17 protein-coding genes, 1 tRNA gene and 2 pseudogenes are annotated in these 15,466 nt (G+C 63.1%); 8 read left to right on the plus strand and 12 right to left on the minus strand.

Annotation, left to right across the window (positions count from 1 at the left end; translation table 11 throughout):
* Positions 1 to 44: 44 nt before the first annotated feature.
* Positions 45 to 119, minus strand: a tRNA-Gln gene (locus HU737_RS12585).
* A gap of 296 nt (positions 120 to 415) precedes the next feature.
* On the opposite strand from HU737_RS12585, the gene HU737_RS12590 reads away from it, so the two are divergent.
* Together HU737_RS12590 and zapE are read left to right on the plus strand one after the other, a co-directional pair.
* A complete protein-coding gene (locus tag HU737_RS12590) occupies positions 416 to 658 on the plus strand; it encodes a hypothetical protein (protein ID WP_186554857.1) in 243 nt (80 codons plus the stop codon).
* A 203-nt stretch (positions 659 to 861) separates the two neighbouring features.
* Positions 862 to 1,947, plus strand: a complete 1,086-nt coding sequence (zapE, locus tag HU737_RS12595; protein ID WP_186554858.1) for a cell division protein ZapE — start codon at positions 862 to 864, stop codon at positions 1,945 to 1,947.
* Positions 1,948 to 2,079: 132 nt separating this feature from the next.
* On the opposite strand, the gene HU737_RS12600 is transcribed toward zapE, so the two are convergent.
* Complete coding sequence (locus tag HU737_RS12600; protein ID WP_186554859.1) at positions 2,080 to 3,969, minus strand: propionyl-CoA synthetase; 1,890 nt, start codon at positions 3,967 to 3,969, stop codon at positions 2,080 to 2,082.
* Positions 3,970 to 4,153: 184 nt separating this feature from the next.
* On the opposite strand from HU737_RS12600, the gene HU737_RS12605 reads away from it, so the two are divergent.
* Both HU737_RS12605 and HU737_RS12610 read left to right on the plus strand, forming a co-directional pair.
* A complete protein-coding gene (locus HU737_RS12605) occupies positions 4,154 to 5,443 on the plus strand; it encodes a leucine-rich repeat-containing protein kinase family protein (RefSeq protein WP_186554860.1) in 1,290 nt (429 codons plus the stop codon).
* A 100-nt stretch (positions 5,444 to 5,543) separates the two neighbouring features.
* Positions 5,544 to 6,410 (plus strand): LysR family transcriptional regulator, encoded by an 867-nt coding sequence (locus HU737_RS12610; RefSeq protein WP_186554861.1) that lies wholly within the window; start codon positions 5,544 to 5,546, stop codon positions 6,408 to 6,410.
* Here HU737_RS12610 and HU737_RS12615 read toward each other — a convergent pair.
* From HU737_RS12615 to HU737_RS12635, 5 genes are all read right to left on the minus strand, one after another.
* Positions 6,384 to 7,541 (minus strand): HPP family protein, encoded by a 1,158-nt coding sequence (locus HU737_RS12615; RefSeq protein ID WP_186554862.1) that lies wholly within the window; start codon positions 7,539 to 7,541, stop codon positions 6,384 to 6,386. The genes HU737_RS12610 and HU737_RS12615 overlap by 27 nt on opposite strands.
* A gap of 341 nt (positions 7,542 to 7,882) precedes the next feature.
* Positions 7,883 to 9,202, minus strand: a complete 1,320-nt coding sequence (locus HU737_RS12620) for a sensor histidine kinase (RefSeq protein ID WP_186554863.1) — start codon at positions 9,200 to 9,202, stop codon at positions 7,883 to 7,885.
* Positions 9,199 to 9,867: a response regulator transcription factor gene (locus HU737_RS12625; protein WP_186554864.1), complete on the minus strand. Its 669-nt coding sequence runs from the start codon at positions 9,865 to 9,867 to the stop codon at positions 9,199 to 9,201. Before HU737_RS12625 ends, HU737_RS12620 begins: the two co-directional genes overlap by 4 nt.
* Positions 9,868 to 10,182, minus strand: coding sequence for a PepSY domain-containing protein (locus tag HU737_RS12630; RefSeq protein ID WP_186554865.1), 315 nt, complete (start codon positions 10,180 to 10,182; stop codon positions 9,868 to 9,870). It abuts the gene before it with no gap.
* Positions 10,182 to 10,490 carry a PepSY domain-containing protein gene (locus tag HU737_RS12635; RefSeq protein ID WP_186554866.1) on the minus strand — a complete coding sequence of 103 codons (309 nt, stop codon included), beginning with the start codon at positions 10,488 to 10,490 and terminating at the stop codon, positions 10,182 to 10,184. Before HU737_RS12635 ends, HU737_RS12630 begins: the two co-directional genes overlap by 1 nt.
* A gap of 153 nt (positions 10,491 to 10,643) precedes the next feature.
* On the opposite strand from HU737_RS12635, the gene HU737_RS12640 reads away from it, so the two are divergent.
* A complete protein-coding gene (locus tag HU737_RS12640) occupies positions 10,644 to 11,723 on the plus strand; it encodes a patatin-like phospholipase domain-containing protein (RefSeq protein WP_186554867.1) in 1,080 nt (359 codons plus the stop codon).
* Positions 11,724 to 11,958: 235 nt separating this feature from the next.
* Entirely contained in the window at positions 11,959 to 13,137 is a 1,179-nt protein-coding gene (locus HU737_RS12645) for a tyrosine-type recombinase/integrase (protein WP_186554868.1), read from the plus strand.
* Here HU737_RS12645 and HU737_RS12650 read toward each other — a convergent pair.
* Positions 13,134 to 13,409, minus strand: a complete 276-nt coding sequence (locus HU737_RS12650) for a hypothetical protein (RefSeq protein ID WP_189661814.1) — start codon at positions 13,407 to 13,409, stop codon at positions 13,134 to 13,136. The two genes, HU737_RS12645 and HU737_RS12650, sit on opposite strands and share 4 nt — an antisense overlap.
* A gap of 150 nt (positions 13,410 to 13,559) precedes the next feature.
* Here HU737_RS12650 and HU737_RS12655 point away from each other — a divergent pair, with 150 nt between their 5' ends.
* Entirely contained in the window at positions 13,560 to 13,835 is a 276-nt protein-coding gene (locus tag HU737_RS12655; RefSeq protein WP_186554869.1) for a hypothetical protein, read from the plus strand.
* Here the strand turns inward: HU737_RS12655 and HU737_RS26205 are convergent.
* Both HU737_RS26205 and HU737_RS12665 read right to left on the minus strand, forming a co-directional pair.
* Positions 13,833 to 14,039: pseudogene (locus tag HU737_RS26205) on the minus strand (hypothetical protein); the annotation flags it as partial. The gene HU737_RS12655 and the pseudogene HU737_RS26205 sit on opposite strands and share 3 nt — an antisense overlap.
* Positions 14,036 to 14,329, minus strand: coding sequence for a hypothetical protein (locus HU737_RS12665; protein ID WP_186554871.1), 294 nt, complete (start codon positions 14,327 to 14,329; stop codon positions 14,036 to 14,038). The gene HU737_RS12665 and the pseudogene HU737_RS26205, both read right to left, overlap by 4 nt.
* A 107-nt stretch (positions 14,330 to 14,436) precedes the next feature.
* On the opposite strand from HU737_RS12665, the gene HU737_RS12670 reads away from it, so the two are divergent.
* Positions 14,437 to 15,102, plus strand: coding sequence for an SOS response-associated peptidase (locus HU737_RS12670; protein ID WP_186554872.1), 666 nt, complete (start codon positions 14,437 to 14,439; stop codon positions 15,100 to 15,102).
* Here HU737_RS12670 and HU737_RS12675 read toward each other — a convergent pair.
* Positions 15,096 to 15,305: a hypothetical protein gene (locus tag HU737_RS12675; protein WP_405129385.1), complete on the minus strand. Its 210-nt coding sequence runs from the start codon at positions 15,303 to 15,305 to the stop codon at positions 15,096 to 15,098. The two genes, HU737_RS12670 and HU737_RS12675, sit on opposite strands and share 7 nt — an antisense overlap.
* A gap of 4 nt (positions 15,306 to 15,309) precedes the next feature.
* Positions 15,310 to 15,435, minus strand: a pseudogene (locus tag HU737_RS12680) (DUF2514 family protein); the annotation flags it as partial.
* Positions 15,436 to 15,466: the final 31 nt, after the last annotated feature.

The following is a 15,466-nucleotide window of genomic DNA, read 5'->3' on the forward strand; positions in this document are numbered from 1 at the left end:
CGAAGAAAGCGGGAGAGTGTTGGAGGGTAAAGCGAGGAGGAAAATGGCAGGGGCGGCTGGATTCGAACCAACGCATGGCAGGATCAAAACCTGCTGCCTTACCGCTTGGCGACGCCCCTGTATCGGATGCGACGAGTGCTGGGCACTGTCGTTCTGACAACTCCCCGTGGATGACAACATGGGTTGCTGTCGGGGAATGCGCGGCACTTTAACAACAAACGTTCGATGTGGGAAGTTTTTTTTTAAAAAAAATTGCCGGAAAACAGCAGGTTAGTCATTAGCGAGCTGTGTGAGCGCGGTGATCGTGCAGGCACCTCTCGACCATCCGTCGTAATTTCCCAACGCTGCCTCAACACAATCGCCTCGCCCCCTTCCAATCAGATAAGCCATATCAGCGCATCACAAGGAGGGCGCCATGCCAGTTTCCCATGACCTGTACCAGGACCTGCACTACCCGCGCGAGATCGTCCAGCAACGCCGCCAGCAAGACCCGAAGCTCGATCGCCTGCTCGACGAGTACATCGATATCGACAATCAGGTGCTGGCCGCAGAAGCGATCTCGGCGGGCATCGCCAACGATGACGATCTGCACCGCCTCAAGGAGCGCCGCCTGACGGTCAAGTACATGATCGAACGGCAACTCGAACGCAAAAGCTGAGTCGCGAGACTGCTTGAGCAACGCCGGCGTGCGCGCCTCCACAAAGCGCCAAGCAGGGTGATCTTACGAGCGACATTGTCCGGTATCCGCCCAGTATCGGAGCTATCGCATAAGGCGATCGTTGCCTGCCAATTTATCTATTGGTCAAAATAGCCGCGCTCGCGCATGCTGCGCCCTGCCCTGTCCTTCGAGGAATTTTCGCTGTGTCCGCCTGGATCCCCACGCCGCTGCGCCACCTGCAGCAACGCCTACGCAGCGAAGCGCGCGCCGACAGTGCGTTGCTGGCCAGCTTCGAGGATAAAGCCCGCGAACGTGGCTACACCCTGAGCGACGGCCAGCACCGGGTGATTGCCTGCATGGCCGAGCAGTTGGCACTGCTGGAGCAAGGCCAGGCACGCAGCCTGTACCTGTATGGCGCGGTCGGGCGCGGCAAAAGCTGGCTGCTCGATGGTTTTTTCCAGGCGCTTGCAATCGAGGCCAAACGTCGCCTGCACTTTCATGACTTCTTCGCTCGCCTGCACCAGGGCATGCATCGCCACCGGGCGCTGGACGATGCCTTGGGCGCGACCCTGGATGAGTTGATCGGCGCGTGCCGCGCGCTGTGCTTCGATGAGTTCCATGTGCATGACATTGGCGATGCCATGTTGCTGACCCGGCTGTTCACGGCGCTGTTCGAGCGGGGGATTTTTGTCCTCCTGACGTCCAACTATGCCCCTGAGGGGCTGCTGCCCAATCCGTTGTATCACGAGCGTTTTCTGCCGGTGATCCGCTTGATCAACGGCCGCATGCACGTGCTCGAAGTGGGCGGCGATACCGATTTTCGCAGCCTGCCCGCCAACCGCGAGCATCAGCGCTTTACCCAAGGCCACTACGTGTGGCCGGGTGAGGCGCAGCAGTTGCAGGCGTTGCTGGTGCCCGCTACCGAACCGGTCATGCTGGAGGTGAACCAGCGCCCGCTGCGCGCACTGGCCAGCGATGAGCGACACGTGATGTTTGGCTTTGCCGATTTGTGCGAACAGCCGACGGCGGTGATCGATTATTTGCACATGGCTGGGCGCTATGAGCGCTGGGTGATCGCAGGTCTGGATGACCTGGCCGAGTGCTCGCTGGCGGCGCAGCAGCGCTTCGTCAACCTGGTGGATGTGTTGTATGACCAGGACCGCGAGCTGGTGGTGATTGCGCGGCGGCCGCTGGCGGACAGTCTGGGTGGGGCGATTGCTGATCTGATGCGTACGCGCAGTCGCTTGGGGCAGTTGCATCAGGTTGGGCCGGTAACGCGCTTGGACTGACCGCCGCTATCGCGGGGCAAGCCTGCTCCCACGATAGCCGCGATAGCATCAGTTCGCTTCCACGCCACCTGTGAACGCTGCGCTATCGTGGGAGCGGGCTTGCCCCGCGATAGCGATATCAGCGCCGCCGCATCAGCCAGCCCTGGGCAAATCCGCCAACACCCCTTCAATCTCGCCAAGCACCGCCGGATCATCCAAGGTCGAAGGCGGCACATAATCCTGGCCATCGGCAATCTTGCGCAACACGGCCCGCAGGATCTTCCCTGAGCGAGTCTTGGGCAAACGCTTGACCAAGCGCACCTGGCTAAAACACGCCAACGCGCCGATGTGCTCGCGCACGCTGGCCACCAGGTCCTTCTGCAGCTGCTGCTCGCCAATCCCTTCGCCATCCTTGAGCACCACCAGCGCCAACGGCACCTGCCCTTTGATCTCGTCATGCACGCCGATCACCGCGCATTCGGCCACTGCTGGATGGCGTGCCACCAAGTCCTCCATCTCGCCAGTCGACAGCCTGTGCCCGGAGACGTTAATCACATCGTCAGTACGGCCCATGATGTAGACGAAGCCATCGTCATCCAGATACCCGCCGTCGCCGGTGTGGTAGTAGCCAGGATAGGTGTGCAGATAAGCCTGCAGATAGCGCTCATGATCACCCCACAGGGTCTGGCTGCAACCGGGTGGCAGCGGTAAGGCAATCACGATCGAGCCTTGCTGGTTGGGGCCCAGCAACTGGCCGTCGTCATCCAGCACCTGCACGTGATAACCGGGCACGGCGCGATTACTCGAGCCGGGTCGGGCGGCGCTGCCCTCAAGGCCGACACAAGGCGCGGTGACCGGCCAGCCGGTCTCGGTCTGCCACCAATGATCGTGCACCGGCTTGCCGCTGACCCGTTCCAGCCATTGATGGGTGCTGGAGTCGAGTTTCTCTCCTGCCAGGAACAACTGGCGCAGCGAGCTCAAGTCATGCCGGGCGATCAGTTCGCCATCGGGGTCTTCCTTGCGAATCGCACGCATGGCAGTGGGCGCGCAGAACAGCGCATTGACCTGGTACTGCTCGACTACCCGCCAATACGCCGAGGCATCGGGGGTGCGGATCGGCTTGCCTTCGTAGAACACCGTGGTGCAGCCGTTCATCAATGGCCCATAGACGATCAGTGAGTGGCCGACCACCCAGCCCACGTCGGAGATCCCCCACCAGACATCGCCGGCCTGCATGCCGTAGATATGGCGCATGGCAAAGCTCAGGGCCACCGCGTTGCCGCCGTTCTCGCGCACGATCCCCTTGGGTTTGCCGGTGGTGCCGGAGGTGTACATGATGTACAGCGGATCGCCCGCATCCAACTCGACCGGTGGCACGGGCTGGGCGTTGGCCAGCGCTTGAGTCCAGTCCAGGTCACGCCCGGCTTGCAGTTCAGCACGCGCCTGCGGTCGCTGCAGCACCAGCACCTGCTTGGGCTGATGCGTGGCCAGCTGCAGCGCGCGGTCGACCAGTGGCTTGTATTCGATCACCCGCTCGAACTCCAGCCCACACGAGGCGGTGAGCAGCAGCGTCGGCCGGGCATCGTCGATGCGCAGCGCCAGCTCGTTGGCGGCAAAGCCACCGAACACCACCGAATGCACCGCGCCAATCCGCGCACAGGCCAGCATGGCCATCGCCGCCTGGGGCACCATGGGCATGTAGATGATCACCCCATCGCCCTTGCACACGCCCAACTCGCGCAGCAGCCCGGCCAGGCGCGCCACTTCATCGCATAGCTGCTGGTAGCTGAAGCGCTGCTGCACGCCGGTCACCGGCGAGTCGTAGATCAGCGCGGTCTGCTCGCCGCGGCCCTGCTCGATCTGATGATCGAGCGCCAGGTAGCAGCTATTTAGGCGGCCATCGGCGAACCAGCGGTGGGTACCGTCGGGGTTGTCTTGCAGGGTCTGCAAAGGCTTGCGATGCCAGGCCAAATGCTCGGCCTGCTCGGCCCAGAAGGCCACGGGATCGGCAATGGAACGGGCGTAGCTGTGCTGGTAAGTCATGTCGGTCGCAACCTAAATACTTGTTGTTATTGAAGGGCGAGCCTCCAGTATGGACCGCCAGCACGCGCCTGCCATGGGACGAAAGTCCATAACCGACCTGCAAATTCGCAGACCCAGCGCCACGCCCAGGGAGAATTTGCCGGTATCATGCCGGGCCCTGCCCCAGCACCCGTGCCACTGCCCCATGCATAGCCTCGACGACCTCAGAGCCGGCCGCCTGCGCGGCATCCCCCGCCTTAACCTCAAGCAAGGCCTCGAGCAGTTCCCCGAGGAAATCTTCGCGCTGGCCGAGAGCCTGGAAATACTCGACCTGAGCGACAATGCCCTGAGCACACTGCCCGAGGATCTGCATCGGCTGACCCGGCTCAAAGTGCTGTTCTGCTCCAACAACCGCTTCAACCACCTGCCCGAGGCGCTGGGACGCTGCGCCAAGCTTGAGACCATTGGCTTCAGGAGCAATCAGATCAGCGAGGTGAGCGGCGCCGCGCTGCCGCCCAGCGTGCGGGCGCTGATCCTCACGGACAACGCGCTTGAACGCTTGCCAGACAGCCTGGGCCAATGCCATCAGTTGCAAAAGCTGATGCTGACCGGCAATCGCCTGAGCGCCCTGCCCGCAAGCCTGGCTGATTGCCAACGGCTGGAGCTGTTGCGTATCGCCAGCAATCGCCTCACCAGCCTGCCCGACTGGCTGCTGCGAATGCCGCGCCTGGCCTGGTTGGCCTATGCCGGTAACCCGCTACCGGAGGGCTTTGTCGCGCCCCCTGTGGATGCCCCGTGCCCGAGCATTGCCTGGCAAGACATCGAGCTTGGGGCAGAGCTCGGTCGCGGCGCTTCCGGCTTGATCCACCTTGCGCACTGGCGCGGCCAGGACGCGCCACTGGCGGTCAAACTGTACAAAGGGGCGATTACCAGCGACGGCTCGCCCCTGGCGGAAATGAGCGCCTGCATCGCTGCCGGTGATCACCCGCAACTGGTGCGCCTGGCCGGACGCATCGATGACCATCCGCAACAGTTACCGGCCCTGGCCATGCAGTTGATCCCCGCCCATTGGCACAACCTCGCCGGGCCGCCGAGCCTTGCCAGCTGCACCCGCGACCAGTATCCGGACGCACGCCGTTTATCGCCCACGGCGCTGCGCCGGCTGGCCCTGGGCATCGCCTCGGTCTGCGCGCACCTGCACGCCCGTGGCCTGAGCCATGGCGACCTGTATGCACACAACATCCTCTGCGATGACCACGGCCAGTGCCTGCTCGGCGACTTCGGCGCGGCCTCCTTCCACTCAACAGCCGAGCAGCCTGCCGCCATCCTTTTGCAGCGTTTGGAAGTACGCGCCTTCGGCATTCTTCTGAGCGAACTGCTGGCGCACTGCACGCAGCCCGATGAGCAGCTGCAGGCTTTGGCCGAGCACTGCCAGCAGGCCGACGTCGCCCAGCGCCCAGGCTTCAGCGAACTGCTGGCGCTACTGGCGCATTGAGCGGCCACTGCGCGGGGCAGGCGGCAAAGCCAACACGCCGCTGCCCCAATCCGGTGCGAAGCCTCTAGAATAGCCGCCACCTACCTCAACGAGCTCAGCCATGGACATCGATCAGGCCCGTACCTTCCTGGAAATCGTCCGTTGCGGCAGCCTGGTCGCCGCCGCCGAGCGCCTGTTCGTCTCGCAAACGGCGATCACCGCGCGGGTCCAGCGCCTGGAGCAGCAGCTGGGCTGCCAACTGTTCGTGCGCAGCCGCAGCGGCGCCAGCTTGACCAGCGACGGCGAAGCGTTCGTCACCTACGCCAACCAGCTGGTCGAGACCTGGGAGGCGGCGCGCCGCGACCTGCCGCTGCCGCAGGGCTGCCAGCAAGTGCTGCATCTCGGTGGTGAAGTGAGCCTGGGCAATCCGATGCTGCTCGACTGGGTCAGCGCCCTGCACCGCGAGCTGCCGAGTCACGCGATTCGCAGCGAGGTCAGCGACGGCGAGTCGCTGCTGCGCAAAGTGGAGATGGGCCTGCTGGACGCGGCATTGGTCTATCAGCCGACCTACGGGCCGGGCCTGCAGGTCGAGCAGTTGATGGAAGAAAAGCTCATCCGCATCCGCCGCGTCGATCTGCCCGAGCCCTACATCTATATCGACTGGGGCGAAGCTTTTCGCCGCCAGCACGACGCCGCCCTGCCCGACTGTGCCCGCGCGGCGCTGAGCTTCAACCTCGGCCCACTGGCCTTGCAGTTCATTCTCGACCAGGGCGGCAGCGGCTATTTCCGTACCCGCGTGGTCCAGGCGTACCTGGACAGCGGCGTGTTCGAGCGGGTGCCGCAGGCGCCGGAGTTCACCTACCCGACCTTCCTGGTGTATGCCCGCAAACGCGACAGCGAGGCCTTGCAGCAGGCCTTCAGCGTGCTGCGCCGGCAAGTCGCCGCCGGCGCCAGCGATTGGTCACAGCGCTGGGACCCGATCATCTGATTTCAGCGCAGCGGCGTTGAGCAAGTGTCGCTTGAGCCCGGCGATCAGGTCGCTCTGGGTGATGACCCCGACCAGGCTGTCGCCATCGAGCACCGGCAGGCAGTGCAGGCCCTGCTCGCTGAGCAGCGGCAACAGCCGCTCCAGCGGGTGCTGGCTGCTGACGCTGACCACCCGCCGACTCATCACCTGCTCCATCAGCACCGGCTTGCGCCGCAGCACGCCGCGCCAGCTGAAACGCCCACGAGCCATGGCCGGGCCAACCAGGTCGCTAAGGCTGACGATGCCCACCAGGCGGCCTTGATCAAGCACTGGCAGGGTCTTGAGGTGATGGCTGGCGAGCATCTTCCAGGCTTGCTCCAAGGTGGTGTGCTTGCTGGCGAACTGAATATCCCGCGACATCACCGAGGCGGCGGTGATCCCGCCCAGGCTGCGCTGCAAGGCGTGTTGCTCGGTGGCGAGGATGATCCGCTCCAGCTCGTCGCGGGTGACGTCGACGAACTCGCCGATGTCTTCCAGCGCCTGGTCGAGGTCGGCGCTGTTGATACCGACGCGCTCGCTGGGTAATGGATCGTGGGTGTGATGCAGGTCTTTACGCGGCAAGGGGCCCTTGGGGTAGCGCACCCCGGTCAGGCGGTTGTAGAGCACCGCAACCGTGATCAGGATCAGCGCGTTGAGCATGATCGGCTCGAGCAGGTGATCGCCTAGCGCAACCAGCCCTGAGTCGGCCAACACCGCACTGACCGCCACGCCACCACCGGGTGGATGCAGGCAGCGTAGCAGGCACATCACCAGGATCGAGATGCCCAGGGCGGCGCCAGCGACCCACAGCTCGCTACCAAAACCATGGCGCATCGCCAGGCCCACCGCACCGGCCAGGGCATAGCTGCCCAGCACCGGCCAGGGTTGCGCCAAAGGCCCGGAGTGCACTGCGAACACCAGCACCGCAGTGGCGGCCAGGGGGCCGAGCAGGTGTAACGCGATGGAGGGGCCGTAGGCCAGGCTGCACAACCAACCGGCCAGGAACAGGCCAAGCAGTGCGCCGAGGCCGGCACGTAGCCATTCTTTGCGGGGGATATTCAGAGGCGCCGGCAACAGGCGCTGCAATCGACTTTCAGGACGCGAGGCAGACATCGGGCAGTTGATCGTGTTCCAGGGGTTGATGGGTTATGTTTTTTAAAAAGAAAGCCCAGCCGCAATTGGCCTGGGCCCTGTATTGCAGATGCAATCGCTAAGGGGTTCCGTCCGTGGAGATGGAAACTGGTAAGTTTCGTGGCAGGGATTGTGCCGGGCGCACCGTTTTGGGGCCAATTCAAAAAAATGCGCTTGAGCTGCAATATTTTTGCAGGGTGGGACGTGGGCTGGCAGGGCCGGCCTCATCGCGGGGCGAGCCCGCTCCCACGAATGTGCGGCTAGGTCGACGATGGCGTGGGAGCGGGCTTGCCCCGCGATGAGGCCCCGGCGAACGACGAAATTCAGCGCCCCTTGCGCGGCAGCTCGATGCTTACCCGCAACCCACCCAGGGGACTTTGCAGCAAGGCGATGCGCCCGCCCCAGGCCTCGACGATATCGCGCACGATGCCAAGGCCCAGGCCATGCCCATCGACCTGCTCGTCGAGCCGCGATCCGCGCTCAAGCACCTGCATGCGGTTGGCTTCGGGAATCCCCGGGCCGTCATCGTCGACCCACAGCTGATAGCCATCGCTCGTCTGGGCAATGCCAAGGCGCACTTCGCTGTCGGCCCACTTGCAGGCGTTGTCCAACAGATTACCGAGCAGCTCCAGCAAATCTTCGCGGTCCCACGGCAGCAGCAACCCCGGTGCGACATCGCGCTCGAGCAACAGCCCTTCACCATGGATCATGCCCAAGGTTGCCAGCAGCGCCGGCAGTTCTGCATCACAGTCGAACTGCGCGCCCGGCAGCGCATCGCCGGCCAGCCGGGCCCGGTTTAGTTCGCGGGTCAGGCGTTGCTGGATCTGTTCCAGCTGCTCACGCATCTGCGCCTGCACCTCGGGCAGATCCTTGAGCCGTTCACTGGAGGCCAGACTGATCAATACCGCCAGCGGCGTTTTCAGTGCGTGGCCGAGGTTGCCCAAGGCATTGCGCGAGCGTCGCAGGCTGTCTTCGGTGTGCGCCAGCAGGTGGTTGACCTGATCCACCAGCGGTTGCAACTCACTGGGCACCTGGGCATCCAGCTGAGAGCGCTGGCCTTGCTGCAACTGGGCGATCTGCTGGCGGGCGCGCTCCAGTGGGCGCAGTGAGCGGGTCACGGTGATGCGCTGCAACACCAGCACCAGCACCAGCGCCACCAGGCCCATGCCTAGACCAATCTGCTGCATCCGGCGAAAGCCATCGCGCACGGGTGAATAGTCTTGGGCGACGCTGATCGAGATGTCCTGCCCCAGGCGCCGGTAATCGGCGCGAAAGGCCAGCAGCTGCTGGCCTTCTGGCCCTAGCTCATGGCTGTCTTCCAGGCCGGGCTTGGACGGCTTGGGCATGTCCAGGTCCCACAGCGAACGTGAGCGCCAGGTGCCCTTGTCGAAGTCGATGCGGAAGTAATAACCAGAGAAGGGCCGCTGGTAGGCGGCAGACACCCGCCGCTCGTCCAGCTGCAGGCCGTTGGGGCCGCGCACCATGGCTACCAGCAGGTTCTCGCTTTCCTTGCGCAGGCCGGTTTCCAGGTAGCGTTGCAGGCCTACCTCGAACAGCCACAAAGTCAACTGGGCCAAGGCCAGGCCGACCACCACCAGCACCGCGACCAGGCCCAGGCTCAGGCGCGCCTGAATCGACTTCACTGGCTGTTCCCGGCGTAGACGTAGCCCTGGCCGCGACGGGTCTCGATCACGCTGCGCCCGAGTTTGCGTCGCAGGTGATTGACGTGCACTTCGAGCACGTTGGAATCGCGCTCGGTCTCGCCGTCATACAGGTGCTCGGCCAAGTGGCTCTTGGACAACACCTGCCCCGGATGCAGCATGAAGTAGCGCAGCAGGCGAAACTCGGCGGCGGTCAGCTGGATGTCGACACCTTCGCGGCTGACGCATTGCCGCCCCTCATCCAGATGCAGCCCGGCAGCTTCCAACTTCGGCTGGTTGGCCAGGCCCCGCGCACGGCGCAGCAAGGCCTGGATGCGCAGTTGCAGCTCTTCGGGGTGGAACGGTTTGCTCAAGTAATCGTCGGCCCCGGCCTTGAGCCCTTCGATGCGCTCGGCCCAGGAGCCGCGCGCGGTGAGGATCAATACCGGGGTGGCCAGGCCTGCCGCGCGCCATTGGGCCAACACCTCCAACCCCGGCAACCCGGGCAAGCCCAGGTCGAGGATGATCAGGTCATAGGGTTCGCTTTGGCCCTGGTACACCGCATCGCGGCCATCGGCCAGCCAGTCCACGGCGTAGCCCTGGCGTTGCAGGCCCACCGTCAGTTCGTCCGCCAGGGGGACATTGTCCTCGACAAGCAGCAGGCGCATTCAGTCGTCTTCCTCGTCTTTGAGCAGCACGCCACTGCGGGCGTCCAGCTTGATCTCGCGCACTACGCCGGCAGGGGTCAGCAACTCGACTTCATACTCGTAACGGTTGTGCTTTTCTTCCAGCTCCGCCTCCAACAGCCGCGCCCCGGGGTAACGCCCCAGGGCGGACTCGAGCAGTTGCTCAAGCGGCAGGATGATGCCCTTTTGCCGCAGCTCAAGGGCTTCATCCTGGTCAAGGTCACGGGCCACGGCCAGCGAACAGACGGTCATCAGCGCAAGGGCGAGGTAGCGCGCCGTTCGCGGTACAGGGTTCATCAGTTATCCCGAGCGTCCTTGAGTACTTCACCGGTCTTGGCGTCCAGGTCCACGTCCCACTCGACGTTCTGCGCATCACGCAGCTCGACCTTGTAGATGTAGCGGCCGTACTCGTCTTCGAGTTCCGAATCGGTGACGGTGGCGCCTGGGTGCTTGGCGACCGCCTTGGCCTTCAATTCGTCCAGCGACATGATGGTCTTGGCGTTGACCAGCTTGACCACTTCGTCAGGCTGGACGTCTTTGGCCAGGGCAACGTTGGCGCCAAAGGCCAGGGCAGCGGCGGTGAACAGGGCAGTCAAAGTTTTCATGAGGGTCTCTCCGTCGAGATGTGTAATTTGTCTACGGGGTTAAGATTAACCACCGGTCCTTAACTCAACCTGAAAACAGCTGGCGCCATGATAGCGCAGCGCGTTAGCCGCCGGTTCCCTATAATGCCCCGCTTGTTAGCCGCGAGGTCGTGCATGAGCGCCATCCATATCAAGTCCCCTGCCCTGACGTTCAAGGCGGGCAAGCGTGCCTTGCAACAGATCCGCGAGCGCGGCCTGCGCGCCGCCGATGTGGGCGTGGTGCCTGGTGCTGCGGGCGGGCCAAAGCCGCTGGGGATCCAAGGGCTGGACCTAGCGCTGTTCGGTGAGTGGCTGCCTTCGGCGCCGCGCCAGCGGGCATTGATTGGCGCCTCGATCGGCTCCTGGCGCTTTGCAAGTGCCTGCCTCAATGACCCGGTTGCCGGCCTGCGCCGCCTGGGCGAGCTGTATACCGAGCAAGACTTCGCCAAGGGCGTGACGCCCGCCGAAATCAGCCGCAGCTGCCAACGCATGCTCGATGACCTGTTGCAGGGCAACGATGGGCAGATCCTGGCCAATGCGCACTACCGGCTGAACATCATGGTGGTGAAAAGCCACGGCCTGCTGGCCGACGACCATCGCGCTCGGCTAGGGCTGGGCTTGTCTTCGGTGATTGCCAGCAACCTGCTTGGGCGCGCCCGGCTGGGCCGGCATTTCGAACGGATCATCCTGCATGACGGGCGTTCGCCACCGCCGCTGGATGAGCTGACCGACTTCCCCTCGCGCTACCTGCCGCTGGACCTGGCCAACCTGCGCCACGCCCTGCTCGCCTCGGGTTCGATCCCCATGGTCATGCACGGGGTGCGTGATATTCCAGGCGCTGGCAGCGGCACCTACCGTGACGGCGGCTTGCTCGACTACCACCTGGACCTGCCCTACCGCGGCGATGACCTGGTGATCTACCCGCACTTCACCGACAAGGTGGTGCCCGGCTGGTTCGACAAGGCCCTGCCCTGGCGCAAGGGTGACGCCACGCGGCTGCAGAATGTGTTGCTGATGACCCCCTCTGCGCACTACCTGGCGGCCCTGCCCTACGGCAAGCTACCTGACCGCAACGACTTCAAGCGGTTCATGGGCGATGCGCCAAGCCGCAAGCGCTATTGGTACAAGGCGATTGCCGAGAGCCAGCGATTGGGCGATGAGTTACTCGAGTTGATCGCCACCGGGCGGCTGCACGAACGGCTGCAACCGTTGTAGCGGGCATGCTGGTAGAATCGCCGTCAGCATTTTTTACAAGAGTCTCTACAGCGTGGAAATCTTCAAGGATTCCACTATGGATTCCCGCCGAAAACCGAGCGATACCACAGACAGCCATGGCGCCCTGAATGCGGCGTCATTGGCGTATCGCCGCGTACCACTCTGTACCTTCCCAATCCCAAAAACGTAGTACATCATCCAGTACATCAGACAGACAGCGAGAGGCAATGTACTAGTGGCGCTTACGGACACCGCGGCCAGGCAGGCCAAGCCCCGGGAAAAGGGCTACACCCTTGCGGACTCGCTCGGGCTAACGCTGTACATCGCTGACACTGGCGTAAAGAGCTGGCATTTCAGGTTCACATGGCTGGGCAAGCAGGCCAGGATTTCGCTTGGGACTTACCCAGAGATAGGCTTGAAGGAGGCGCGTTCGCGGCGGGACGAAGCGCGCGAAGAGGTTGCACGGGGAACTGACCCGCGCGAATCAAGGAGGGTGAAGAAGACAGAGCGCCTTGGCGCCCAGGAGAGGACATTCCGCCGCGTCTATGACGAGTGGCTGGAATTCAGGAAGGGAAGCCTGACCGAATCGACGGTCAAAGTCATTTCGAATGCTATGGAGCTGGATGTACTGCCGGCCTTCGGACTGCGCCAGATCGATTCGATCAAACGGTCTGATGTGATCACGCTGATCCGCCGGATCGAGCGGCGCGGATCGGTGACCACCGCCGTCAAGACCAGGCAGTGGATGGCTCAGGTGTTCAGGTATGCCATCGCCACCGGAATGATTGAGAACAACCCTACGGCGGAAATGCACACTGTCACCGAGAAAATGGCGCCGCACAAAAACCGGCCGTTCCTCGCCTTCTCGGAGATGCCGACCATCATCAAGGCTATTGAGGGCAGCCACTCGGGCCTCCAGCTGCAATGCGCCACCAAGCTCCTAATCCTCACAGCCTGCCGACCGGCAGAGGTGCGCAAGGCCGAGTGGTCGGAGATAGACCTGAACACGGCCACCTGGTCGATCCCGGCCATCAAGATGAAAATGCGCCGCCCCCACGTGGTGCCACTGTCGAGCCAGGCCGTCGAGATTCTGCGCGCAATGCTGCCGATATCTGGCGGGATGAAATACGTGTTCCCTAACCGCTCAGATGCCGTGCGGCCGATCGGCATCAACTACGCCGTGAACCTGCTGGACCGATGCGGCTACACCGGACGCCAGTCGCCGCATGGGTTCCGGCACCTGTTTTCCACTGAGATGAACAGTCGCGGATACAACAAGGACTGGATTGAGCGGCAGCTGGCCCACGCAGATAGCAGCTCAATCCGTGACGTGTACAACCACGCCACATATATAGAGCAGCGCCGCGAGATGATGCAGGCATGGGCGGATATGGTCTTTCCTGCCGATGACTAACCTTGGCTGCCAAGCTCGGCAAGCCTGACCTGGGCAGAATGCTCAATCGCCAGATACAGCCGCTCGATCGCATGGGCTGGCAACGCCTTCAGTACCTCAAGCGCCTCGACCAAGCTCTCAGCCCGCGCCTGGGCGATCAGGCAGTTGACCGCCGTATCGCAGGTCTCGATCTCAGCGATCCGCTTGCGCAGCAGCCCATGGATCTCCGGCGGCATGACGATGCCCGGCAGGAACTCGCCGTGCTCAGGGCTTCCGTAACGACCACTCACCATAATCTCTCCTTTTGCTGGAGAGCCCAGTATAGATGGGCTGGCAGGCCAGGCCGGCTGGTCGACTTCTCGTCGCTAACGGGGCACCATTCCTTGCCTATGTACTCCACCGAATACATCGACGCCGGTGCATCGGGAGTCGGGGGAGGCGGAATGTATGATGTCGACATTGAGGCCGAGGCCTGCGTGCTCCATTGCGAAGTCACTAGCTTGGTGGACGAGCCTTTTCACCTCACCGCCTGGGCAAACGATCCCGACGCCCTTGGCTACCGGGAGCTTGAATTTCAAGCGATCTCAGGAGAGTGGTTCGATCCCGATGGCAATGTTCATGACCTCGGCCAGAATGGATGCGCCGAGGTAGCTGAGCGCTACGCGGAGTACATTGAGGAAGAGCTATGGCGTCTGGTCGATATGGAACACGCCGCCTGACTGCTCATGCTCCAGCAGTGCCCACACCCTAGCAGCCTCGGCAAACTCAAGCATCTCACTGAGCTGATCGGCATCAACCTCTCGGCGCCGATGCGCGGCCATCGCCATCGCGCAGAGAACAGCGGCCCGTCCATCTGGATCGGTTGACAGTGCAAACTGGTCGTTGAGCTCATCTAGCCAGGCTCTTGGCAGTCCGCTGATCATACAGTCCGGCACCACCACGACTGCGCGTACAGCACGCCGTCGATATCTTCCAGGCCGTTGATGTTGATTCCGAGCTGGGCCATGCCGTTGACCTTTGCATCGTGCAGCCTAGGGATGATGTCGGGGCCAGGTGCCGAGTTGAACACCCAGGCTTGTGTCGATACGCGGCCAAGCGGCTCGCTGTGGTGATCTCCGATATGAATGTCGGCTCGCAGTGCCTGGACCTTCCGAAGCTTTTCTGGAGGAAGGGCTACACCGCGCTCGCGCCGCCGAACGATGAGGAAATACATAGAACACCAATACTGTATATCGATACAGTATTCCACCACTGAGCACCGCTACAGCGCCAGTACCACTCGGCGGACTATGCTTACGTGCTCATACAGGAGGGCGGTGTATGTGCGGGAGGCTAACCCAATACCGGGGAATACACGACTTCGTTGAGACCTTAAGCCTGCCAGAGTCTTGGCATAACAACGTTGGCGACCAAGCGCTGGAAAGGTACAACGTAGCCCCAAGCACCCCGGTAGCTGTGCTCCGCATGGGTGAAGCAGGCCTACGCGCCGATCTGGTGAAGTGGGGATGGCGACCGCACTGGGCAACCGATCGCGCGCCACCGATCAATGCTAGGGTCGAGAAGGTCGCGCACGGCCCGTTCTTCCGGGCCATCTGGCCCAGCCGCGCCATCACGCCGGTCGACGGGTGGTTCGAGTGGGTCGATGAAGGTGGATCGAAGAAGCAGCCGTACTACATCCGCCGGCGCGACGGGCGCCCTTCCCTCTGCGCCAGCATGGGCCAGTTCGTTGGCAACGAGCATGATGGCTTCGTCATCATCACCGCCGATGCCCAAGGCGGCATGGTGGACGTGCACGATCGTAGACCTGTGGTGCTATCCCCCGAGCTTGCCCGCGAGTGGGTCGCGCCAGGTACACCCATGGAGCAAGCAGAGCAAATGGCGTTGCAGCTTGGCGAGACCGCCGAGGCCTTCGAGTGGTATCGCGTTAGCACAGCTGTTGGCAATGTGCGAAACCAAGGGCGGGATCTGATCGAGCCAGTTCAGTGACGAATCAACGGTTGATGCCCTAGCGCGTATAGCTGGTAGTCGGTCACGGCTTGGTAAGCCGACTCCGCAATCTGGCGTAGCCGCTCCACTTGCTCGGGCGCCTCACCGTCGGCCTGGGCTTGGTGGTACCGGCGAAGCGCGGCAGTCGCCTCCTGAATCAGGGGCTCGCCCGCCTCAATCATTCCTTCGATGGTCCGCTTCACTGGCCTATCCTAATGGCTTGACCAGGACATTATAGGATGCCTCGCAGGTCTTGCCTGCTATCCGGACACGGTCATAAGCTTGCGCCAGCTCTCCCACTTGAGCATCAGCCTCTAGGCGGTCGGAGAGAACACGGTAGTTCCTTAGGGCTCAATTTGCGCTT

This window comes from Pseudomonas urmiensis, assembly GCF_014268815.2.
GTDB lineage: Bacteria > Pseudomonadota > Gammaproteobacteria > Pseudomonadales > Pseudomonadaceae > Aquipseudomonas > Aquipseudomonas urmiensis.